The sequence below is a fragment of the Mycobacterium genavense ATCC 51234 genome (assembly GCF_000526915.1).
Classification (GTDB): Bacteria; Actinomycetota; Actinomycetes; order Mycobacteriales; family Mycobacteriaceae; genus Mycobacterium; species Mycobacterium genavense.
The window spans coordinates 74,826-95,917 of record NZ_JAGZ01000005.1 but is presented as its reverse complement, the minus strand read 5'-3'; the positions used below and the strand labels follow the sequence as shown (position 1 = coordinate 95,917).

Annotated in this window: 21 protein-coding genes and 2 pseudogenes; 9 read left to right on the top strand and 14 right to left on the bottom strand. The window is 66.2% G+C overall.

What is annotated here, in order from left to right; all coding sequences use genetic code 11:
* Positions 1-80: 80 nt before the first annotated feature.
* The 4 genes and pseudogenes from T428_RS35760 to T428_RS0113010 all read right to left on the bottom strand — a co-directional run bounded on the left by T428_RS35760 (position 81) and on the right by T428_RS0113010 (position 3,234).
* A pseudogene (locus T428_RS35760) lies at positions 81-379 on the bottom strand (hypothetical protein).
* Positions 380-440: 61 nt separating this feature from the next.
* Positions 441-1,499: a 4-hydroxy-2-oxovalerate aldolase gene (gene dmpG / locus T428_RS0113020; RefSeq protein WP_025736836.1), complete on the bottom strand. Its 1,059-nt coding sequence runs from the start codon at positions 1,497-1,499 to the stop codon at positions 441-443.
* The gene (locus T428_RS0113015; RefSeq protein WP_025736835.1) at positions 1,496-2,410 is read right to left on the bottom strand and encodes an acetaldehyde dehydrogenase (acetylating); all 915 of its coding nucleotides are present in this window, start codon (positions 2,408-2,410) and stop codon (positions 1,496-1,498) included. Before T428_RS0113015 ends, dmpG begins: the two co-directional genes overlap by 4 nt.
* 38 nt (positions 2,411-2,448) lie before the next feature.
* Positions 2,449-3,234: a 2-keto-4-pentenoate hydratase gene (locus T428_RS0113010; protein WP_025736834.1), complete on the bottom strand. Its 786-nt coding sequence runs from the start codon at positions 3,232-3,234 to the stop codon at positions 2,449-2,451.
* A 72-nt stretch (positions 3,235-3,306) separates the two neighbouring features.
* On the opposite strand from T428_RS0113010, the gene kstD reads away from it, so the two are divergent.
* Positions 3,307-4,989, top strand: a complete 1,683-nt coding sequence (gene kstD, locus T428_RS0113005) for a 3-oxosteroid 1-dehydrogenase (protein ID WP_036468022.1) — start codon at positions 3,307-3,309, stop codon at positions 4,987-4,989.
* 1 nt (position 4,990) lies between these two features.
* Positions 4,991-5,858: pseudogene (locus T428_RS27770) on the top strand (MaoC family dehydratase).
* A 54-nt stretch (positions 5,859-5,912) separates the two neighbouring features.
* Here T428_RS27770 and T428_RS0112995 read toward each other — a convergent pair.
* Genes T428_RS0112995 through T428_RS0112970 form a run of 6 tightly spaced genes read right to left on the bottom strand, consistent with a single transcriptional unit; the run spans position 5,913 to position 11,857 of the window.
* Positions 5,913-7,094, bottom strand: coding sequence for a lipid-transfer protein (locus T428_RS0112995; protein WP_025736832.1), 1,182 nt, complete (start codon positions 7,092-7,094; stop codon positions 5,913-5,915).
* Positions 7,095-7,496: a MaoC family dehydratase gene (locus T428_RS0112990; RefSeq protein WP_025736831.1), complete on the bottom strand. Its 402-nt coding sequence runs from the start codon at positions 7,494-7,496 to the stop codon at positions 7,095-7,097. It lies immediately after the preceding gene.
* Positions 7,493-8,443 carry a bifunctional MaoC family dehydratase N-terminal/OB-fold nucleic acid binding domain-containing protein gene (locus T428_RS0112985; RefSeq protein ID WP_025736830.1) on the bottom strand — a complete coding sequence of 317 codons (951 nt, stop codon included), beginning with the start codon at positions 8,441-8,443 and terminating at the stop codon, positions 7,493-7,495. Before T428_RS0112985 ends, T428_RS0112990 begins: the two co-directional genes overlap by 4 nt.
* Positions 8,440-9,603 carry an acyl-CoA dehydrogenase FadE29 gene (fadE29, locus tag T428_RS0112980; protein WP_025736829.1) on the bottom strand — a complete coding sequence of 388 codons (1,164 nt, stop codon included), beginning with the start codon at positions 9,601-9,603 and terminating at the stop codon, positions 8,440-8,442. Before fadE29 ends, T428_RS0112985 begins: the two co-directional genes overlap by 4 nt.
* Entirely contained in the window at positions 9,594-10,607 is a 1,014-nt protein-coding gene (locus tag T428_RS0112975; RefSeq protein WP_025736828.1) for an acyl-CoA dehydrogenase family protein, read from the bottom strand. The genes fadE29 and T428_RS0112975 overlap by 10 nt, the downstream gene beginning before the upstream one ends.
* Positions 10,607-11,857: a cytochrome P450 gene (locus T428_RS0112970; RefSeq protein WP_025736827.1), complete on the bottom strand. Its 1,251-nt coding sequence runs from the start codon at positions 11,855-11,857 to the stop codon at positions 10,607-10,609. Before T428_RS0112970 ends, T428_RS0112975 begins: the two co-directional genes overlap by 1 nt.
* Positions 11,858-11,978: 121 nt before the next feature.
* Between T428_RS0112970 and T428_RS0112965 the strand changes: the two genes are divergently transcribed.
* Genes T428_RS0112965 through T428_RS0112955 form a run of 3 tightly spaced genes read left to right on the top strand, consistent with a single transcriptional unit; the run spans position 11,979 to position 13,987 of the window.
* Positions 11,979-13,142, top strand: coding sequence for a steroid 3-ketoacyl-CoA thiolase (locus tag T428_RS0112965; protein ID WP_025736826.1), 1,164 nt, complete (start codon positions 11,979-11,981; stop codon positions 13,140-13,142).
* A 4-nt stretch (positions 13,143-13,146) separates the two neighbouring features.
* On the top strand, positions 13,147-13,533 hold the full coding sequence (locus tag T428_RS0112960) for a DUF8021 domain-containing protein (protein WP_025736825.1): 387 nt from the start codon (positions 13,147-13,149) through the stop codon (positions 13,531-13,533).
* Positions 13,534-13,540: 7 nt separating this feature from the next.
* Positions 13,541-13,987, top strand: coding sequence for a nitroreductase family deazaflavin-dependent oxidoreductase (locus T428_RS0112955; protein WP_025736824.1), 447 nt, complete (start codon positions 13,541-13,543; stop codon positions 13,985-13,987).
* Positions 13,988-14,067: 80 nt separating this feature from the next.
* Here the strand turns inward: T428_RS0112955 and T428_RS0112950 are convergent, their stop codons facing one another.
* Positions 14,068-14,973, bottom strand: a complete 906-nt coding sequence (locus T428_RS0112950; protein ID WP_025736823.1) for an SDR family oxidoreductase — start codon at positions 14,971-14,973, stop codon at positions 14,068-14,070.
* 14 nt (positions 14,974-14,987) lie between these two features.
* The gene (locus T428_RS0112945) at positions 14,988-15,770 is read right to left on the bottom strand and encodes an SDR family oxidoreductase (RefSeq protein WP_425412034.1); all 783 of its coding nucleotides are present in this window, start codon (positions 15,768-15,770) and stop codon (positions 14,988-14,990) included.
* Between the two features lie 65 nt (positions 15,771-15,835).
* Here T428_RS0112945 and echA20 point away from each other — a divergent pair, with 65 nt between their 5' ends.
* The 4 genes from echA20 to ipdC are packed head-to-tail and all read left to right on the top strand — an operon-like array spanning position 15,836 to position 19,306.
* A complete protein-coding gene (gene echA20 / locus T428_RS0112940; RefSeq protein ID WP_025736821.1) occupies positions 15,836-16,594 on the top strand; it encodes a (7aS)-7a-methyl-1,5-dioxo-2,3,5,6,7,7a-hexahydro-1H-indene-carboxyl-CoA hydrolase in 759 nt (252 codons plus the stop codon).
* Positions 16,591-17,475: a cholesterol ring-cleaving hydrolase subunit IpdA gene (gene ipdA, locus T428_RS0112935; protein WP_025736820.1), complete on the top strand. Its 885-nt coding sequence runs from the start codon at positions 16,591-16,593 to the stop codon at positions 17,473-17,475. The genes echA20 and ipdA overlap by 4 nt, the downstream gene beginning before the upstream one ends.
* 8 nt (positions 17,476-17,483) lie before the next feature.
* Complete coding sequence (gene ipdB / locus T428_RS0112930; RefSeq protein WP_025736819.1) at positions 17,484-18,239, top strand: cholesterol ring-cleaving hydrolase subunit IpdB; 756 nt, start codon at positions 17,484-17,486, stop codon at positions 18,237-18,239.
* Complete coding sequence (gene ipdC / locus T428_RS0112925) at positions 18,236-19,306, top strand: (3aS,4S,5R,7aS)-5-hydroxy-7a-methyl-1-oxo-octahydro-1H-indene-4-carboxyl-CoA dehydrogenase (RefSeq protein ID WP_025736818.1); 1,071 nt, start codon at positions 18,236-18,238, stop codon at positions 19,304-19,306. Before ipdB ends, ipdC begins: the two co-directional genes overlap by 4 nt.
* A gap of 11 nt (positions 19,307-19,317) precedes the next feature.
* On the opposite strand, the gene fadA6 is transcribed toward ipdC, so the two are convergent.
* Positions 19,318-20,478 (bottom strand): steroid 3-ketoacyl-CoA thiolase FadA6, encoded by a 1,161-nt coding sequence (gene fadA6, locus T428_RS0112920; RefSeq protein ID WP_025736817.1) that lies wholly within the window; start codon positions 20,476-20,478, stop codon positions 19,318-19,320.
* Positions 20,475-21,083, bottom strand: coding sequence for a TetR family transcriptional regulator KstR2 (gene kstR2, locus T428_RS0112915; protein WP_025736815.1), 609 nt, complete (start codon positions 21,081-21,083; stop codon positions 20,475-20,477). The genes fadA6 and kstR2 overlap by 4 nt, the downstream gene beginning before the upstream one ends.
* Between the last annotated feature and the right edge of the window lie 9 nt (positions 21,084-21,092).

Sequence of the window (21,092 nt, the reverse complement as noted above, 5' to 3'; positions counted from 1 at the left end):
GCTAGAACGTGTTCTACTTTTTTGTCAATGGCGAACATTCCAGCGCGTCGACGGCGCCGTGCAAGGACGAGGCCGGCTCACTAGGGAGCGCACTGCTGGGACAGGTCGATCAGGTGCTGCCGGACATCCGGATGGCGATTCAGGTAGTCGATCACGCTGGGGCCGCCACCTTCGGCTTGGGACTTGGCGGACAGCGTCGCCTTCACGTCGGGATGCCGACTCAGGTAGGCGTCGATGGATTGCCCCACGGTCTGATTGCACGGATCCGCGTTGGCCGTGCCCGCCAAGGGCAGCGCGATCAGGGTTGCAGCGGTTGCGGTAAGTAGCCCCCGGCGAGTAGGCCGTACCATCCGCGGCTGTTGTTGGATGTCGTCCTCATGCAAGCGAGATTACGCGCGGCGGCTGTGGCCACGCTGTGCTCGCGCTGTGTTGCGGTGCAGTCAGCGCGCGACCGCGGCGTCGCTGTCGCGTTCGCGCTTGATCTCCAGCGCGATGTCGATCAGCTGGTCCTCCTGGCCGCCGATCAGCTTGCGCTGGCCCGCCCGGTGCAACAGCTCGTGAGCCGGGACGCCGTACCGCTCGCCCTGGCGCACGGCGTGCTTGAGGAAGCTCGAGTAGACGCCCGAGTAGCCCATGATCAGCGCGTTGCGGTCGAGCAGGCATTCGGCCGGCATGGCCGGACGCACCACGTCCTCGGCGGCGTCGGCGATGTCGAAGAAGTCGATGCCGGTCTTGACGCCGATCTTGTCGAAGACGCCGATCAGGGCCTCCACCGGCGCGTTACCCGCGCCCGCACCGAACCGACGCACACTGCCGTCGATCTGCTTGGCACCCGCGCGCACGGCTTCAACGGAGTTGGCCACGCCGAGCCCGAGGTTCTCGTGGCCGTGGAAGCCGACCTGGGCGTCGTCGCCGAGCTCGGCGACCAGGGCCGAGACCCGGTCGGCCACGCCGTCGAGCACCAGGGCGCCGGCGGAGTCGACGACGTACACGCACTGGCAGCCGGCGTCGGCCATGATCCGGGCCTGGGCCGCCAGCTTCTCCGGCGGGATGGTGTGGGCCATCATCAAGAACCCGACGGTTTCCAGGCCCAGCACGCGGGCCAGCCCGAAGTGCTGGATCGACACGTCGGCCTCGGTGCAGTGGGTGGCGATCCGGCAGATCGATCCGCCGTTGTTCTGCGCCTCTTTGATGTCCTCTTTGGTACCCACGCCGGGCAGCATCAGGAACGCGATCTTGGCCTCTTTGGCCGTCTGTGCGGCGAGCTTGATCAGCTCCTGCTCGGGGGTCTTGGAGAAGCCGTAGTTGAACGACGACCCGCCCAGTCCGTCGCCGTGGGTCACCTCGATCACCGGCACCCCGGCCGCGTCGAGGGCCGAGACGATGGCCTGGACCTCGTCCTTGGTGAATTGGTGGCGTTTGTGATGGGAGCCGTCGCGCAGCGACGTGTCCGTCACGCGCACGTCCCACACCGGGTTGAAGAAGATATCGGTCGTCATCGCGCACCTCCGGTGACCGCTAGCGTCTCCTTGGCGATTTCTTCGCCGACCTTGGTGGCCGCGGCCGTCATGATGTCGAGATTTCCGGCATACGGCGGCAGGTAATCGCCGGCGCCCTCGACTTCGACGAACGTCGTCACCACGTGGTTGCCGCCGTTGACCACCGACGGCTCGTCGAACTGCGGCTCGTTGAGCAGCCGGTAGCCGGGCACGTAGGTCTGCACCTCGGCGACCACGTCGTGAATGGACTTGGCGATCGCGTCGTGGTCGGCATCCTCGGGGATGGCGCAGAAAATGGTGTCGCGCATGATCATCGGCGGATCGGCCGGGTTCAAGATGATGATCGCCTTGCCGCGCTCGGCGCCGCCGATCGTCTCCACGCCCCTGCTGGTGGTCTTGGTGAACTCGTCGATGTTGGCCCGGGTGCCCGGCCCGGCGGACACCGACGCCACCGAGGCCACGATCTCGGCGTAGGGCACGTCGACCACTCTGGACACGGCATAGACGATGGGAATGGTCGCCTGGCCCCCGCAGGTGATCATGTTGACGTTCGGCGCATCCAGGTGCTGGCGCAGGTTCGCCGGCGGAATGACCGCCGGGCCCACCGCGGCCGGCGTCAGGTCAACGGCCCGGATCCCGGCGGCCTCGTATTTCGGCGCCGCGTCCTGGTGCACATAGGCGCTGGTGGCCTCGAACACCATGTCCGGTTTCTCGGACTGGGCGAGCAGCCAGTCGACGCCCTCGTGGGTGGTCTCCAGCCCCAGCTTGCGGGCCCGCGCCAGGCCTTCGCTCTCCGGGTCGATGCCCACCATCCAGCGCGGTTCCAGCCACTCGGATCTAAGCAGTTTGTACAGCAAGTCGGTGCTGATATTTCCCGACCCGACAATCGCCACACTCGCCTTTGACGGCATGATGCTGCCTTTCGAAATTTGACTAAACTAATCCGAGCCTATTCGAACGACAAATGGACCGAACCCAGGCCCGTGAACTCCGCGACGAAGTCGTCACCGGCGCGGGCGTCGATCGCTCGAGTGCACGATCCGGGCAGCACTACGTCACCTTTACGCAGCCTCACCCCAAAGCTTTCCACTTTTCGGGCCAGCCACGCCACCGCGGTCACCGGATTGCCCAGCACGGCGTCGCTGCGGCCCTCGGCGATCACCTCTCCGTTGCGGGTGAGCACCGCGTCGATGGTCTTGACATCGATGTCGGCCGGCCAGACCCGGGCCTTACCCAGCACGTAACCCGCCGACGAGGCGTTGTCGGCGATGGTGTCGCACAACGCGATCTTCCAGTCGGTGATCCGGGTGTCGATCAACTCGATCGAGGGCACCAGGGCTTCGGTGGCCGCCAGCACGTCCTCTTCGGTGCACCCGGCGCCCGGCAGGTCGTCGGCCAGGATGAATCCGACCTCGACCTCCACCCGCGGGTACAGGTACCTGTCCGCCTTGACCGGGATGTCCTCGAACACCTGCATCTCGTCGAGCAGATGGCCGTAGTCGGGCTCGTCGACACCCATCATCTGCTGCATCGCCTTGCTGGACAGGCCGACCTTGTGACCCAGCACCCGGGCGCCCTCGGCGACCCGCTGCCGGATGTTGATCAGCTGAATTTCGTAGGCGTCGACGACGTCGATGTCGGGGTGCACGGACGTCAACGGGGCGATCGGTTCACGGCTGCGTTCGGCTTGCGCCAGGTCGGCAGCCAGCTCGTCGCGGGTCGCAACACTGAGCATTTACCGAAGTCCCCTCGTCCGTTTGACCGGGCCGGTAGCGGCCAGCCCGGGCAATTCTATAACGTGTTCTACATGACAGCGCAGGAGTACGACGTCGTCGTGGTCGGGAGCGGCGGAGCCGGCATGGTGGCTGCTCTCGCCGCCGCGCACCGAGGCCTTTCGACCTTAGTCATCGAGAAGGCCTCGCATTTCGGCGGCTCCACCGCACGCTCGGGGGGTGGCGTGTGGATCCCGAACAACGAGGTCCTCAAACGCGACGGGGTGAAAGACACACCCGAGGCTGCGCGCACCTACCTGCACGGCATCGTCGGCGATGTCGTCGACCCGGAGCGCATCGACACCTACTTGCAGCGCGGTCCCGAGATGCTGTCGTTCGTGCTGAAGAACACGCCGCTGAAGATGTGCTGGGTGCCGCGCTACTCCGACTACTACCCGGAGGCTCCCGGCGGTCGCGCGGAGGGGCGCTCGATCGAGCCCAAACCGTTCAACGCACGCAAGCTCGGTCCGGATGAAGCCGGACTTGAACCCGCTTATGGCAAGGTGCCACTCAACGTGGTTGTGATGCAGCAGGACTACGTCCGACTGAACATGCTGAAGCGACACCCGCGAGGTGTGCTGCGCAGTTTGAAGGTCGGCGCCCGCACGATGTGGGCGAAGGCGACCGGCAAAAACCTGGTCGGGATGGGCCGGGCCCTGATCGGTCCATTGCGTATTGGCTTGCAGCGGGCCGGGGTTCCGGTCCGGCTGAACACCGCTTTCACCGATCTGTACGTCGAGGACGGCGTCGTTCGGGGTGTCTACGCGCGCTCCGCCGCCGAGTCCGAATCGGCCGAGCCGCAGCTGATCCGGGCCCAGCGTGGCGTGATTCTGGCCAGTGGCGGCTTCGAGCACAACGAGCAGATGCGGGTGAAATACCAGCGTGCACCGATCACCACCGAGTGGACCGTCGGCGCCAAGGCGAACACCGGTGACGGCATCATTGCCGGCGAAAAGCTGGGCGCCGCACTGGATATCATGGAAGACGCCTGGTGGGGCCCGACCGTGCCGCTGGTGGGTGCGCCGTGGTTCGCGTTGTCGGAGCGCAACTCGCCGGGATCGATCATCGTCAATATGTCGGGCAAGCGGTTCATGAACGAGTCGATGCCCTACGTCGAAGCCTGCCATCACATGTATGGCGGAGAATTCGGACAGGGACCCGGGCCGGGCGAGAACATTCCCGCCTGGCTGGTGTTCGACCAGCAGTACCGCGACCGTTACATCTTCGCGGGTTTGCAGCCGGGACAACGCATTCCGAACAAATGGATGGAATCCGGCGTCATCATCAAGGCGGACACTCTGGAAGAGCTGGCCTCGAAAGCCGGCTTGCCGGTCGCGGAGTTCACCGCGACCGTGGCGCGATTCAACGGGTTCGCTCGTACCGGTGTCGACGAGGACTTCCACCGCGGCGAGAGCGCGTACGACAAGTACTACGGCGATCCCACCAACAAGCCCAATCCGAATCTCGGTGAGCTCACCCACGCACCGTATTACGCTGCCAAGATGGTGCCCGGAGATCTGGGGACCAAGGGCGGTATCCGTACCGATGTGCATGGCCGGGCGCTGCGCGACGACGGTAGCGTCATCGAGGGCCTGTACGCTGCGGGCAACGTCAGCGCGCCGGTGATGGGACACACCTATCCGGGTCCGGGCGGCACCATTGGGCCGGCGATGACCTTCGGGTATCTCGCCGCGCTGCACATCGCAGGAGAGAACTGACATGCCGATCGACGTAGAGGTCGCGCTGACCGCCGAGCTGGAGCCGCTCGAATTCTCTTGGTCCAGTAGCGATATCCAGCTGTACCACCTTGGGCTCGGTGCGGGCGCCGATCCGATGGACTCCCGCGAGCTGCGCTACCTCGTCGACGACACCCCGCAGGTGCTGCCGACGTTCGGCAATGTTGCGGCGTCTTTTCACATGACCAAGCCGCCGACGGTGCAGTTCCCGGGCATCGACATCGAGCTGAGCAAGGTGCTGCACGCCAGCGAGCGGATCGCGGTGCCCGGGCCGCTGCCGCCATCGGGTTCGGCCACGGCCGTCACCCGCTTCACCGACATCTGGGAAGGGCAAGGCGGCGGTGATCTGGAGCGAGACCACGGCGTCTGCGCCGGACGGCACGGTGCTGTGGACGCAGCGACGGTCGATCTTCGCCCGCGGCGAAGGCGGATTCGGCGGTGAGCGCGGGCCGTCAGGGGGCGGGTCGTCGGACGCGGCGCCCGATCGGGCTCCGGATCTCGAGCTCGACATGCCGATCCTGCCGCAGCAAGCGCTGCTGTACCGGCTGTGTGGCGACCGCAATCCGCTGCACTCCGACCCCGAATTCGCTGCTGCCGCAGGGTTTTCCCAGCCGATTCTGCATGGGCTGTGCACCTACGGCATGACGTGTAAGGCCATCACCGATGCGCTGCTGGACGGTGACGCTAGCGCGGTCTCTGCCTACGGCGCACGCTTTGCCGGTGTGGCGTATCCCGGCGAGACGTTGCGCGTCAACGTCTGGAAAGAGGACGGCCGTTTCGTGGCTGGCGTCGTCGCGCCGTCGCGCGACAACGCAGTGGTGCTCGGCGGCGTCGAACTGGTACCTGCCTAGGCTCTTATTTGCGCCGAACGCGCGGCTAGGTTCACGTTCGGCGAGATCAGGAGGCTAGCCAAGGATCAGGCCGGAGGTCGGGACACCGGTTCCGGCGGTGACGAGTACGTGCTCGACGTCGGGCACCGGGTTCACCGAGGTCCCCCGGAGTTGCCGCACACCCTCCGCGATGCCGTTCATGCCGTGGATGTAGGCCTCGCCCAGCTGACCGCCGTGGGTGTTGATGGGCAGCCGGCCGCCGATCTCGACAGCACCGTTGGCAATGAAGTCCTTGGCCTCGCCGCGGCCGCAGAAACCCAACTCCTCCAACTGAATCAGCGTGAAGGGCGTGAAGTGGTCGTAGAGGATCGCGGTCTGGATGTCGGTCGGCTTCAGACCGGATTGCTGCCACATCTGCTGGCCGACCAGTCCCATCTCGGGCAGACCCAACTCGGGGCGGTAGTAGCTGACCATCGTGTACTGGTCAGGGCTGGAACCCTGGGCAGCGGCCTCGATGATCACCGGTCGCTGCTTGAGATCCTTCGACCGCTCCGCCGAGGTCACCACGATTGCGACCGCCCCGTCGGTCTCCTGGCAGCAGTCCAGCAGCCGTAGCGGCTCGGCGATCCACCGCGAATTCTGGTGATCCTCAATGGTTATCGGCTTCTCGTAGAAGTAAGCCTTCGGGTTCTTGGCCGCGTGCCTGCGGTCGGCCACCGAAATCGCGCCGAAGTCCCGACTGGTCGCGCCGGACCAGTGCATGTACCGCTGAGCGATCATCGCGACCTGCGCCGCCGGCGTCGACAGCCCGTGCGGATACGAGAAGGAGTTGTCGGCAGCGGTCGAATCGGCCTGCACGCCAGCATTTCCCACCAACCGGGTCTGCACCTGGCCGAACCGCATGCCGGACCGTTCGTTGAACGCGCGGTATGCCACGACGACGTCGGCCACCCCGGTCGCGACGGCCATCGCCGCGTGCAGGATGGTCCCGCACGCCGCACCGCCGCCGTAGCCCGTCTGGGCGAAGAACTTCAGGTCACCGATGCCGGTCGCGCGGGCCACCGCGGTCTCGTTGTTGGTGTCCATCGTGAACGTGGTCAGGCCGTCGACATCCGACGGGCTCAACCCGGCGTCGTCCAACGCATCGAGAACCGCTTCGGCGGCCAGGCGAAGCTCGCTGCGGCCGGAGTCCTTGGAGAAGTCGGTGGCACCGATGCCGACGATCGCGGCTCGGCCGTTCAATAAGCCCGCTGACATCTATGCGCCCCCGATCGTCAACGTCACGTTCGCGATGACGTGGTCGCCAAGGCTGTTGCGGCCGAACACCTTCAACGTGATCAGGCCGTCGTCGACGGCGATCACCTCGCCGGAAAACGTGACGGTGTCGTAGGCGTACCACGGCACGCCGAGCCGCAGCCCGATCGATTTGATCCGCGCTGTCGGCCCCGCCCAGTCGGTGACATACCGCTGCACCAGTCCGGTGTCGGTCAGGATGTTGACGAAGATGTCCTTGGAACCCTTGGCCTGCGCCAGGTCCCGGTCATGGTGCACATCCTGAAAGTCCCTGGTGGCCAATGCTGTTGAGATGATGAAAGTCGGCGTACCCTCCAGCTTAAGTTCGGGCAGGGTGGTGCCGACTTCTACAACAGGTGCGCTCATGCGTCCGGCTCCCAGGCGTACAGGCTCCACTCCGGGCCGGATTCACCGGCCGGGAAGTCGATATACGTTGCGCGAACCGGCATCCCGATTTTGATTTCGGCGTGGTCGGCGCCGCGCAGTTCGCCGAGCATACGAACGCCCTCTTCGAGTTCGACCAGCGCGATCACGAAGGGCAGCGTGCGTCCGGGCACCTTCGGCGCGTGGTGCACGACGTAGCTGTACAGCGTGCCGCGTCCGCTGGCAACCACGTAGTCGATGGGATCGGCCTTGTCCTGCCACACGGCCGGAACCGGCGGGTGTTGCAGGCTGCCGTCGGGCCGGCGCTGGATGCGCAACTCGTGTGCCTTTACGCCTTCCCAGAAGAATGCGGTGTCACGTGACAGTGCCGGACGCATCATGGCGTCGGCGTCCAGGTCCTCCGGGACCGACGACGCCGAAGCATCCTCGCGCGGCTTGAATTTCAGGATACGCCAAGCCATCTCGGCGACGTCCTCGTCGCCGACCCGCCAGGTGATGTGCTGGTTGATGAACCAGCCCTCACCGAGCCCGGTCTGCTTGGGGCCGACGACGTCGCGCATCTCAGAATGGATCGTGACCCGCTCACCGGGACGCAGATAGCGGTGGTAGGTCTGCTCGCAGTTGGTGGCGACCACGCCGATGTATCCGGCGTCGTCGAACAACTGCATGATCGGGCCCATGGGGTCGTCGGTCGGGCGCTCACCGCCCTGCCCGAACATCGTCCACACCTGAATCATGGCCGGCGGGGCCACGATCCCCGGGTGGCCGGCGGCCTTGGCGGCGTCCTCGTCGGTGTAGATCGGGTTGCGGTCGCCGAGGGCCTCGACCCAGTTATTGATGATCGGCTGGTTCACCGGATCCCGGGCATCGCGCGGCGCGGCGACGACGGTAGCGGCGATCTGCGCCACCGCTTCTTTGATGTCGGTCATCGAGGCACCCTCGGCACTTTGAGGCCGGCCGCCGCGATCATTTCCCGCATCACTTCGTTCACGCCTCCACCGAAGGTGATCACCAGATTGCGCTTGGTCTGCGAGTCGAGCCACTGCAGCAGCTCGGCGGTGTCCGACTCCGCGGGGTTGCCGTATTTGCCGACGATCTCCTCGGCGAGGCGGCCGATGTACTGAATGCTCTCGGTCCCAAAGACTTTCGTCGACGCGGCATCGGCCACGTTGATTTCCTCACCGGCGGCGGCGACCTGCCAGTTGAGCAACTCGTTGATCCGCCACATCGAGTAGATCTCACCGAGCGCCCGCTTGACGTCGGAGTGGTCGATCGGCGTGACGCCGTCACCGCCGGGCTTGGACGCCCAGGCGTGCAACCGGTCGTAGATGCCGGCGGTACGGCCGGCCGGGCCGAGCATCACCCGCTCGTTGTTGAGCTGGGTGGTGATCAGCCGCCATCCACCGTTCTCCTCGCCGACGAGCATGTCGGCGGGCACCCGCACGTCGTTGTAGTAGGTGGCGTTGGTGTGGTGGGCCCCGTCGGACAGGATGATCGGCGTCCAGGAGTAGCCCGGATCCTTGGTGTCAACGATCAGGATCGAGATGCCCTTGTGCTTAACGGCTTCCGGGTCGGTGCGACAGGCCAGCCAGACGTAGTCGGCGTCGTGGGCGCCGGTGGTGAAGACCTTCTGGCCGTTGACGATGTACTCGTCGCCCTGGCGCACCGCGGTGGTTCGCAGCGATGCCAAGTCGGTGCCGGCCTCCGGCTCGGTGTAACCGATCGCGAAGTGCACCTCGCCGGCGAGAATAGCGGGCAGGAACTTCTTCTTCTGCAGCTCGCTGCCGTATTGCTGCAGGGTCGGTCCGACGGTCTGCAACGTGACCGCGGGCAGCGGCACGTCGGCCCGATGCGCCTCGTTGACGAAGATCGACTGCTCGATCGGGCCGAAACCCAAGCCGCCGAACTCCTTTGGCCATCCGACGCCGAGCTTGCGATCCTGGCCCATCCGGCGGATCACCGCGCGATAGGCCTCGTTGTGGCGGTCGGACTCCATGGCTTTCGCCTCTTCGGGCGAGATCAGGTTCGAGAAGTATTCGCGAAGCTCCGCTTGCAGCTGGCGCTGCTCGGGAGTCAGGTCTATGAACATTGCGCTCCCACCAGGTCGAGGCGATGAGACGACCCGCCCAGCAGCCGGGACAGGTCCTTGATCGTGGAGTAGTACCGGTGCATGGGGTAGGTGATGTCCATTCCCATGCCGCCGTGCAGGTGGTGGCAGGTCTGCATCACCGGTGGGGCCTGCGACGTGATCCAGTAGCCGAGCACGTCTAGGTCGTCGTCGGCGTCCCGGCCTTCGGACAGCCGCCAGACCACCGACTTCGCCGCCAAATCGATGGTGCGCGAAGCGATGTAGACCTGAGCCAGCTGCGCGGCCACGGTCTGGAAGGTCGACAGCAGCTTGCCGAACTGCTTGCGCCCGGCCACGTAGTCGGCCGTCAACCGCAGCGCACCGGCCACCAGTCCGTCGGTGAAGGCGCCGATCGCCGCCAATGCCAGCTCGTTGACGCGGCGCGCGGTGGCGCCGGCCAGCACGTCGGTGTCGGGAACCGCGACCGCGGCGAACGTCACCGTGTACTCCGCGGCGCCGGTCGACGACGGGGTTCGGACCAGCTCCACGCCCTCGGCCTTCGGCGATACCACGACGACCGCGGTGTCGGCCGTCACGATGATCCACTCGGCTTGCTCGGCATAGGCTACAGCGACTTTGGTGCCCGACAGCCGACCGTCCGCGAAGGTGGTGCCGGGCCGGTCCGGTAGCGCCCGGCCGGGCTCGTTGAGCGCCGCGGTCAGCACCGTGCCCTTGGGCACGCCCGCCATGAACCGGTCCTGCTGTTCATCGGTAGCCAGGTCGAGTAGCGGCAGCACGCCGAAGCCCAGGGTGGCCAGTGCCGGCGTGACGGCGCCGTGCCGACCCACCTCGGTCAGCACCGTGGCGACCTCGGGCAGCCCGACACCGTCGCCGCCGAGACGCTCGGGCACCGGGAGCGCCGTCACACCCCCGCTGACCAAAGCGTCCCAGCCCAAATCCCTTTCCAGTACCGACGTAGCCACATCCGCGACGGCTTGTTGCGTCGCAGTGAGATCGAAGTCCATTAAGACGTCACCGCACTCTTTCCCGTGTAGTCGACCTGCCAGTGCTTGATGCCGTTAAGCCACCCTGACCGTAGCCGCTCGGGTTCGCCGGCCGACGCGATATCCGGCATATGATCGGCGACCGCGTTGAAGATCAGGTTGATCGTCATGCGGGCCAAGTTCGCGCCGATGCAGTAATGCGCCCCGGTGCCGCCGAAGCCGACGTGCGGATTCGGGTCGCGCAGGATGTTGAAGGTGTGTGGGTCGTCGAAGACTTCTTCGTCGAAGTTGGCCGACCGGTAGGACATCACCACCCGCTGCCCCTTCTTGATCAGCACGCCACCCAACTCGACATCCTCGTTCGCGATGCGCTGGAACGCCGAAACCGGTGTGGCCCACCGGATGATCTCGTCGGCCGCGGTGGTGGGCCGTTCCTTCTTGAACAGCTCCCACTGATCGGGGTTGTTGGCGAATGCGATCATGCCGTGCGTGATCGAGTTGCGGGTGGTCTCGTTACCGGCCACCGCGAGCATCACCACGAAAAACCCGAACTCGTCGTCGGAGAGCTTCTCGCCGTCGATGTCGGCCTGGATGAGCGTGGCGACGATGTCGTCGGTGGGGTTCTTCCCGCGCTCCTCAGCCATCGCCATGGCGTAGGCGATCAGTTCCATCGACGACTGCGCGGAGTCGACGGTGGCGTACTCGGGGTCGGTGCCGCCGGTCATCTCGTTGGACCAGCGGAACAGCTTGTCGCGGTCCTCCTGCGGGACACCGAACAGCCCCGCGATGGCCTGCAGCGGCAGCTCGCACGAGACCTGTTCGACAAAGTCGCCACCACCCTCCGCCGCAGCGCTCTTGGCGATGTTCTCGGCGCGCTGGGACAGTTCGGCCTCCAGTCGTCCGATGGCCCGTGGCGTAAACCCGCGGGAGATGATCTTGTGCAGCCGGGTGTGGCGGGGGGCGTCCATGTTGAGCATCACGCTGCGCTGCAGTTCGACCTGGTCGCGCTTCATCTCGGGCGGCCAGGTCGGAATCGCGCCGTTCAGCCAGCTGGAGAAGACGTCGCTGCGGCGCGACACCTCTTTGGCGTCGGCGTGCTTGGTGACGATCCAGTAGCCGTAGTCCTCGAAGCCGCCCGAACCGTCCGGGATGTCGACCCAGTGGATCGGCTCGGCCTTGCGTAGCTGGGCGAGTTCCTTGACGGGCAGCCCGGCGAGGTTGACGTCGGGGTCAAGGAAGTCGAAGTCTGCGGGAATGTTGGGGGGTGCCATTTAGGGTGCGCTCCTCAATTGCAACGTGTTCTAGTTCCAGTAAAACACGACCTCTGGGCAGATAAAGGCAGGTCACCATCCTCGCTTGTCAGATTAATGAAACGTGTTCTAGCCTGACGGAATGGGTAACCCTGTCATCGTCGAAGCCACACGCAGCCCCATCGGTAAGCGGAACGGATGGCTGTCCGGTCTGCACGCCACCGAGTTACTGGGGGCCACGCAAAAGGCTCTCGTGGAGAAGGCCGGTATTGACGCCGGCGACGTCGAGCAAATCATCGGCGGCTGCGTCACGCAGTTCGGCGAGCAATCCAACAACATCACCCGCGTCAGCTGGCTGGTCGCCGGCTTGCCGGACCACGTGGGTGCGGCGACCGTGGATTGCCAATGCGGCAGCGGCCAACAGGCCAACGGTCTGATCGCGGGCCTGATCGCCGCCGGTGCGATCGACATCGGCATCGCGTGCGGCATCGAGGCCATGAGCCGCGTCGGGCTGGGCGCCAACGCCGGCCCCGACCGCGGCATCCTGCGTCCCGCGTCGTGGGACATCGACCTGCCCGATCAGTTCACCGCCGCCGAGCGGATCGCCAAGCGCCGCGGCATCTCCCGCGAGGAGATCGACCAGTTCGGCTTCGACTCGCAGCGCAAGGCGCAGCAGGCCTGGGCCGAGGGCCGGTTCGACCGCGAGATCAGCGGCATCGAGGCGCCGGTGCTCGACGAGAACAAGCAGCCGACCAGCGACCGCCACGTCGTGACCAAGGACCAGGGCCTGCGCGAGACCACGCTGGAGGGCCTGGCCTCGCTGAAGCCGGTGATCGAGGGCGGCATCCACACCGCCGGCACCTCGTCGCAGATCTCCGACGGCGCCGCGGCCGTGCTGTGGATGGACGAGGACAAGGCCAAGGCGCTGGGCCTGAAGCCGCGGGCCCGCATCGTCAGCCAGGCGCTCGTCGGCGCAGAGCCCTACTACCACCTGGACGGCCCCGTGCAGTCGACGGCCAAGGTGCTGGAAAAGGCCGGCATGAAGATGGGCGACATCGACATCACCGAGATCAACGAGGCCTTTGCGTCGGTCGTGCTGTCCTGGACGCGGGTGCACAACCCCGACATGGACAAGGTCAACGTCAACGGCGGGGCGATCGCGCTCGGCCACCCGGTGGGCAGCACCGGCAGCCGGATGATCACCACCGCGCTGCACGAACTGGAGCGCACCGACCAGACCACCGCGCTGATCACGATGTGCGCCGGCGGCGCGCTGTCGACCGGCACCATCATCGAGCGCATCTGACGCATTGGTCGTTTCCGAGCAGGATCGCATCGCCGCGGCGCAGGCATACATCGATGCGCTGGTCAGCCATACCGGCGATGCGGTTCCGTTCGCGCCCGGATGCACCCGCGTCGAACAGGGCATCAAGAACGGCTTCAACGGAAACCACCTGCGGCGCAGCCTCAATCGCGGACCGCAGTATCGGCTCCTCGCCGAGACGACGCCGCCGGACTGTTCCATCATCGGCGACGCGGTGCGTGCCCGCTACCAGGTGCTGACCAAGGCAGCGTTCGGCGGCCGCCGGGTGGGCGCGCGGGTGGACGAGACGTTCGTCATCCCCGCCGAAAGTCCAAGCGGGCGAGCCGAAATCCACCACATCAAGGTTCGGTTTCACCCCTTCATTCAGCGCTAGGGACGACATGGAAAAACCAAAATCTCTCAATTCGCCCGTGGTCGGCTTCTTCATCAAGTGGATGTCGAAGGGCAACGCGTGGATTTACAAGCGCAGCAACGGAAAGTTCGGCGGCGTGTTCCAGAAGAGCCCGGTCGCGCTGCTGACGACGACGGGCCGCAAGACCGGTGACCCGCGGGTGAGCCGGCTGCTCTATCTGCGCGACGGCAACCGCGTCATCCTGGTCGCCTCCCAGGGCGGGCGCGACAAGCACCCGATGTGGTACCTGAACCTCAAGGCCAATCCCCAAGTGACCGTGCAGATCAAGGAAGAGGTGCTGGCGCTGCGGGCACGTGACGCCACCGCCGAGGAGCGCGCCGAGTACTGGCCGAAACTGGTGGCGATGTATCCGAACTTCGACCACTACCAGTCCTGGACCGACCGGGTGATCCCGGTCGTCATCTGCGAACCTTAAGCCGCGTCTTCGCCGAACGTGCTCTGGTGGCGACAAATCGACGAAAATCGCGCCACCACAGCACGTTCGGCGCTGGCTGGTTAGGCCCCGTAGACGGGGACCGGCGGCCGCGCCTTGGCCAGCAGGTCGGCGACGACGGGCCCGAGCTCGGCGGGATCCCACCGCGCGCCCTTGTCGATCTGCGGGCCGTGCGCCCAGCCCTCGGCGACGCGGATCTTGCCGCCCTCGACTTCGAACACCTTGCCGGTGACATCGCGGGATTCGACGCTGCCCAGCCAAACCACCAGGGGCGACACGTTTTCCGGTGCCATCGCGTCGAAAGCCTGGTCCTGCGTCGCCATCATCTCGGCGAAGACCGTCTCGGTCATGCGGGTGCGGGCCGACGGCGCGATCGCGTTGACCGTGACCCCGTAGCGGCCCATCTCGGCCGCGGCGACCAGCGTCATCGCCGCGATGCCGGCCTTGGCGGCGCTGTAGTTGCCCTGCCCGACACTGCCCTGCAGGCCCGCACCCGAGCTGGTGTTAATGATCCGTGCGTCAACGGTTTTGCCCTCTTTGGAGAGCCCGCGCCAATACGCCGCGGCGTGGCGCATCGTGGCGAAATGTCCCTTGAGGTGCACGGCGATGACGGCGTCGAACTCTTCCTCACTGGTGTTGGCCATCATCCGGTCGCGCACGATGCCGGCGTTGTTGACCAGGACGTCCAGCCCGCCGAACGTGTCGACCGCGGTCTGGATCAGCTGGGCCGCTTGGTTCCAGTCCGCGATGTTCGAGCCGTCGGCGACGGCTTCGCCACCCGCAGCGGTGATCTCGTCGACCACGGCCTGCGCGGCACTGCCGCCGGTTGCCGGTGATCCGTCCAGACCCACGCCGATGTCGTTGACGACCACCCGCGCGCCTTCGGCCGCGAAGGCCAGCGCATGCACGCGGCCGATCCCGCCGCCGGCTCCTGTGACGATGACGACCCGGCCGTCGACCAGTCCCATAGTTGTTGTCTCCTCTACTTGATCGCGCTGGCGTTCGTGGTGGCCAGATAGTGCGGCGGCTCGCCACCGCCGTGCACCTCCAGCGAGGCACCGCTGATGTAGGACGCCGCGTCGGACGCCAAAAAGGCTGCGGCCCAACCGACATCCTCGGGCTTGGCCATCCGACCCAATGGCACATTCTTGGAGATCGCGGCGATCGACTCGGCATCCCCGTAGAACAGGTCGGCCTGTTCGGTCTCGACCATACCGACCACGCAGGCGTTGACCCGGACCTTGGGCCCCCATTCCACCGCCAGCGTCTGCGTCAGACTTTCCAGCCCGGCCTTGGCCGCCCCGTACGCGCCGGTGCCCGGCGATGGCCGCCGGCCGCTCAGGCTGCAGATGTTGACGATGGCGCCGCCGCCCGGCTGGGCCTGCATCTTCTCGTTGGCGAATTGCGAAACGAGCAGCGCGCCAATGAGATTGAGCTCGATAATCTTTCGGTTGAATTTGGAGCTGGACTCCGCGGTCAGCACGTAGGGCGATCCGCCGGCGTTGTTGACCACAACGTCGAGTCGTCCGTGCTGCTGCACGATAACGTCGATCAACGCCTGGACCGCTTCCTCGTCGCGGACGTCGCACGGATGAAACTCGTACGGCAGGCCCTCGACGGCACGGCGGGCGCAAGTGATCACGGTCGCACCCTGCTCGGCGAACACCGCGCTGATTCCGGCGCCCACCCCGCGGACGCCGCCCGTGACCAGGACCACGCAGCCGGCCAATCCCAAATTGATGGCGGATGCTTCGGCGCGAGTCACTGTGCTAGTGTACCAAGCAAGTGCTTGCTTAGGTAGTCGGCCTCAATTTCACGAGGAAGTGCCAATTGACCATCACATCCACCAGCTCCGAACCGGGCATAGTCGCGGTCACCGTTAACTACCCGCCCGTCAACGCCATCCCGTCGCGAGGGTGGTTCGAGCTCGGCGACGCCATCACGGCCGCCGGCACTAACCCCGCGACCCACGCCGTGATCCTGCGCGCGGAGGGACGCGGATTCAACGCCGGCGTCGACATCAAGGAGATGCAGCGCACCGAGGGGTTCACCGCGCTGATCGACGCCAACCGTGGCTGCTTCCACGCATTCCGCGCCGTGTACGAATGCGCCGTTCCGGTGATCGCCGCGGTGAACGGATTCTGCGTGGGCGGTGGCATCGGCCTGGTCGGCAACGCCGATGTCATCGTGGCCTCCGACGACGCCACCTTCGGACTGCCCGAGGTGGAGCGCGGCGCGCTGGGCGCGGCCACCCACCTGTCCCGGCTGGTGCCGCAGCACATGATGCGGCGGCTGTTCTTCACCGCGGCCACCGTCGACGCCGCCACCCTGCACCACTTCGGCTCGGTGCACGAGGTGATCTCCCGCGACGAACTCGACGAGGCCGCGCTGCGCGTGGCCCGCGACATCGCCGCCAAGGACACCCGCGTGATCCGTGCAGCCAAAGAGGCGCTGAACTTCATCGACGTGCAACGGGTCAACTCGAGTTATCGGATGGAACAAGGCTTTACCTTCGAGCTCAACCTCGCCGGGGTGTCCGACGAACACCGCGACGCGTTCGCCGGTACGACGAAGGGTGAGAAGCCTTGAGCGACAAAAGAACCACTCTCGACGAGGCCGTCGCGCAGCTGCGCAGCGGCATGACCATCGGCATCGGCGGCTGGGGATCGCGGCGCAAGCCGATGGCGTTCGTGCGCGCCCTGCTGCGTACCGACGTCAAGGACCTGACCATCGTCAGCTACGGCGGACCCGATCTGGGCCTGCTGTGCTCGGCGGGCAAGGTGAAGCGGGTCTACTACGGCTTCGTCTCGCTGGACTCGCCGCCGTTCTACGACCCGTGGTTCGCCAAGGCCCGCACCACCGGTTCCATCGAGGCCCGGGAGATGGACGAGGGCATGCTGCGCTGTGGCCTACAGGCCGCGGCACAACGGCTGTTGTTCCTGCCGATTCGCGCCGGGCTGGGCAGTTCGGTGCTGGACTTCTGGGAAGGCGAGCTGCAGACGGTAACCAGCCCGTACCCCGCGCCCGGCGGCGGCCACGAGACGCTGATCGCGATGCCGGCGTTGCGCCTGGACGCCGCGTTCGCGCACCTCAATCTCGGTGACAGCCAAGGCAATGCGGCCTACACCGGCATCGACCCGTACTTCGACGACCTCTTCTTGATGGCCGCCGAGAAGCGCTTCCTGTCGGTGGAGCGGATCGCGTCGACCCAGGAGCTGGTCAAGGCGGTGCCGCCGCAGGCGCTGCTGGTGAACCGGATGATGGTCGACGCGGTCGTGGAAGCGCCGAACGGCGCCCACTTCACCACCGCCGCTCCCGATTACGGGCGCGACGAGAAGTTCCAGCGCCACTACGCAGAAGCCGCCTCGACCGAGGAGGGCTGGCAGCAGTTCGTCGCGACCTACCTGTCCGGCGGGGAGACCGAATACCAGGCGGCCGTGGCCAAGTTCGCACAGGAGGCGGCGAAATGACCTCGACAATGAGCGCCACGAGAGCCGAAATCTGCGCGGTTGCCTGCGCCGAATTGTTCAGGGATGCAGGCGAAATCATGGTCAGCCCGATGACGAACATGGCGTCGGTCGGAGCGCGTCTGGCACGGTTGACGTTCTCGCCCGACATCCTGCTCACCGACGGCGAGGCGCAGCTGCTCGCCGATACCCCGGCCCTGGGAGAAGACGGGACCCCAAAAAGGACAGAGGGCTGGATGCCGTTCGGCCGCGTGTTCGAGACCCTGGCCTGGGGCCGGCGCCACGTGGTGATGGGCGCGAATCAAATTGACCGCTACGGTAATCAGAACCTGTCGGCGTTCGGGCCGTTGCAGCATCCGACCCGGCAGATGTTCGGCGTCCGCGGGGCGCCGGGCAACGCGATCAACCATGCGACCAGCTACTGGGTCGGCAACCACTCCAAGCGGGTGTTCTGCGAGAAGGTCGACATCGTCTGCGGGGTCGGTTGGGACAACGTGGACGCCGACAATCCGGCATTCCGTTTCGCCAACACGTATCGAGTGGTGTCGAATCTCGGCGTGTTCGACTTCGGGGGGCCGGACCGGGCGATGCGGGCGGTGAGCCTGCACCCCGGTGTGTCGCCGGAGCAGGTTCGCGAAACCACCTCCTTCGACATCCACGGCCTCGAGCAGGCCGCGGAGACCCGGCTGCCGACCGACGACGAGCTGAAGTTGATCCGCGAAACGATCGACCCGAAGTCGTTGCGCGACCGCGAGATACGGTCATGAGATTGCGTACGCCGTTGACCGAGCTGGTCGGCGTGGAGCACCCGGTGGTGCAAACCGGGATGGGCTGGGTGGCTGGAGCGCGGCTGATATCGGCCACCGCCAACGCCGGCGGACTGGGCATCCTGGCGTCGGCCACGATGACGCTGGACGAACTGGCCACGGCCATCGGCAAGGTCAAGGCCGCCACCGACAAGCCCTTCGGCGTGAACATCCGCGCCGATGCCGCGGATGCGGGCGACCGGGTCGAGTTGATGATCCGCGAGGGCGTGAAGGTGGCGTCGTTCGCGCTGGCACCCAAGCCGGAGCTGATCGCCCGGCTCAAAGAGGCTGGTGCGGTGGTTATTCCGTCGATCGGCGCGGCCAAGCACGCGCGCAAGGTCGCAAGCTGGGGCGCCGACGCGATGATCGTGCAGGGCGGCGAGGGCGGCGGGCACACCGGGCCCGTCGCCACCACACTGCTGTTGCCGTCGGTGCTGGACGCCGTGAAAGGCAGCGGGATCCCGGTCGTCGCGGCGGGCGGATTCTTCGACGGGCGCGGCCTGGCGGCGGCGCTGTCGTACGGTGCGGCCGGTGTGGCGATGGGCACCCGGTTTCTGCTCACGTCGGATTCCACGGTGCCCGACGCGGTGAAACGCCGCTACCTGGAGTCGGCGCTGGACGGGACGGTGGTCACCACGCGCGTCGACGGCATGCCGCATCGGGTGCTGCGCACCGGGCTGGTCGAAAAGCTGGAAAACGGTTCGCCGATAAGGGGTTTGACCGCCGCGGTGCGCAACGCCGCGAAGTTCAAGCACATGTCCGGCATGACCTGGAAGTCGATGATCCAAGACGGCCTGGCGATGCGGCACGGCAAGGAAATGACAATGGCTCAGGTGGTGATGGCGGCCAACACCCCGATGTTGTTGAAGGCCGGGCTCGTCGAGGGCAACACCGAGGCCGGTGTGCTGGCCTCCGGGCAGGTCGCCGGCATTCTGGAAGACCTGCCGTCGTGCGCCGACCTGATCGAGTCGATCGTGCGTGAGGCGATCGAGCACCTGCGTGCGGCCTCCAGGCTCGTCGAGGAGTAAGCCCCCGCGATTTAGAGCCGCTCGATGATCGTGACGTTGGCCGTACCACCGCCCTCACACATCGTCTGCAGCCCGTAGCGACCGCCGATGCGCTCGAGCTCATTGAGCATGGTGGTGAACAGCTTTGCGCCGGTGGCACCCAGCGGGTGCCCGAGGGCAATCGCGCCGCCGTTGGGGTTGACCTTCTCCGGGTCGGCCTTGACCTCCTTGAGCCACGCCATCACCACCGGCGCGAAGGCCTCATTGATCTCGACGGTGTCGATGTCGCCGATCGACAGTCCCGTCTTCTCCAGCGCGTAGCGGGTCGCCGGGATGGGCCCGGTCAGCATGAACACGGGGTCGGCCGCGCGAGCGCTGACGTGGTGGATGCGGGCGCGGGGCTTCAGCTTGTGGTCCTTGACCGCCTGCTCGGACGCCAGCAACACCGCACTCGCACCGTCGGAGATCTGGCTGGCCATCGCCGCGGTGAGCCGGCCGCCGTCGACCAGCGTCTTGAGTCCGGCCATCTTTTCCAGCGACGACTCGCGTGGGCCCTCGTCGACCCGGAACGGGCCGGATTCGGTTTCCACGGTGATGATTTCGTTGTCGAAGTGTCCGCTGCGAATCGCCGCTAATGCCCGGTCGTGGCTGGTCAGCGAGTACTGCTCCATCTCCTCGCGGGAGAGGTTCCACTTCTCGGCGATCATCTCCGCGCCGCGGAACTGGGAGATCTCCTGATCGCCGTAACGGTGCAGCCATTGCTTGGACTCGTTGGTCGGCGAGGTGAACCCGAACTGCTCGCCGACCGTCATCGCCGACGAAATCGGGATCCAGCTCATGTTCTGCATGCCGCCGGCCACGATCAAATCGGCAGTGCCCGCCATGATCGCCTGCGCGCCAAAGGAAATCGCTTGCTGGCTGGAACCACACTGCCGGTCCACCGTCACCCCGGGGACCTCTTCGGGATAGCCGGCGGCCAGCCACGACAGCCGGGCAATGTTGCCCGCCTGGCCGCCGATCGCGTCGACGCAGCCGGCGATCACGTCGTCGACGGCGGCGGGGTCGGCGTCGACCCGGTCGAGCAGACCACGCCACGCGTGCGCACCCAGGTCGACGGGATGGATTCCGGCCAGTGCGCCATTGCGCTTGCCAACCGCGGTACGCACAGCGTCGATGACGTACGCCTCTATCATTGTGTCGCTCCTTTTTTGGTGATCCCGCCAAGCACGATGGCGAGATATTGCTGGCCCACCTGCTCCGCGGTGAGCGGTCCGCCGGGTCGATACCAGCGCACCGACACCCAGGTGGTGTCACGGATAAATCGGTAGATGAGGTCGACGTCCAGGTCGGCCCGGAAGCAGCCCTCGTCGATGCCCTGCTTCAGCAACTCGATCCACATCTTGCGCTGCTGGCGATTCATGTCCTTGATGTAGGAAAAGCGGGGCTGCGCGAGCAGCCGTTGGGCCTCGTCCTGGTAGATCACGACCTGCGCGTGCCGGTGCTCGATCGCCTCGAACGACAGCATGAACAGCCCCTTGAGCCGTTCCAGCGGGTTGGCTTGGCTGTCCACGATTTCGCGGTAGCGGGCGAACAGCCAGTCCAGGAAGCTGCGCAACAACTCGTCGACCATCTCCTCTTTGGAGGAGAAATGGTGGTACAGGCTGCCGGACAGGATGCCGGCGCCGTCGGCGATGTCGCGCACGGTGGTGGCGCGTAGACCCCGCTCGGCGAACATGGTGGCGGCGAGCTCCAGGAGCTCGTCTCGTCGGCTGTTCGCCTGACCGGCCACTCGGTCCACCCGATCAGG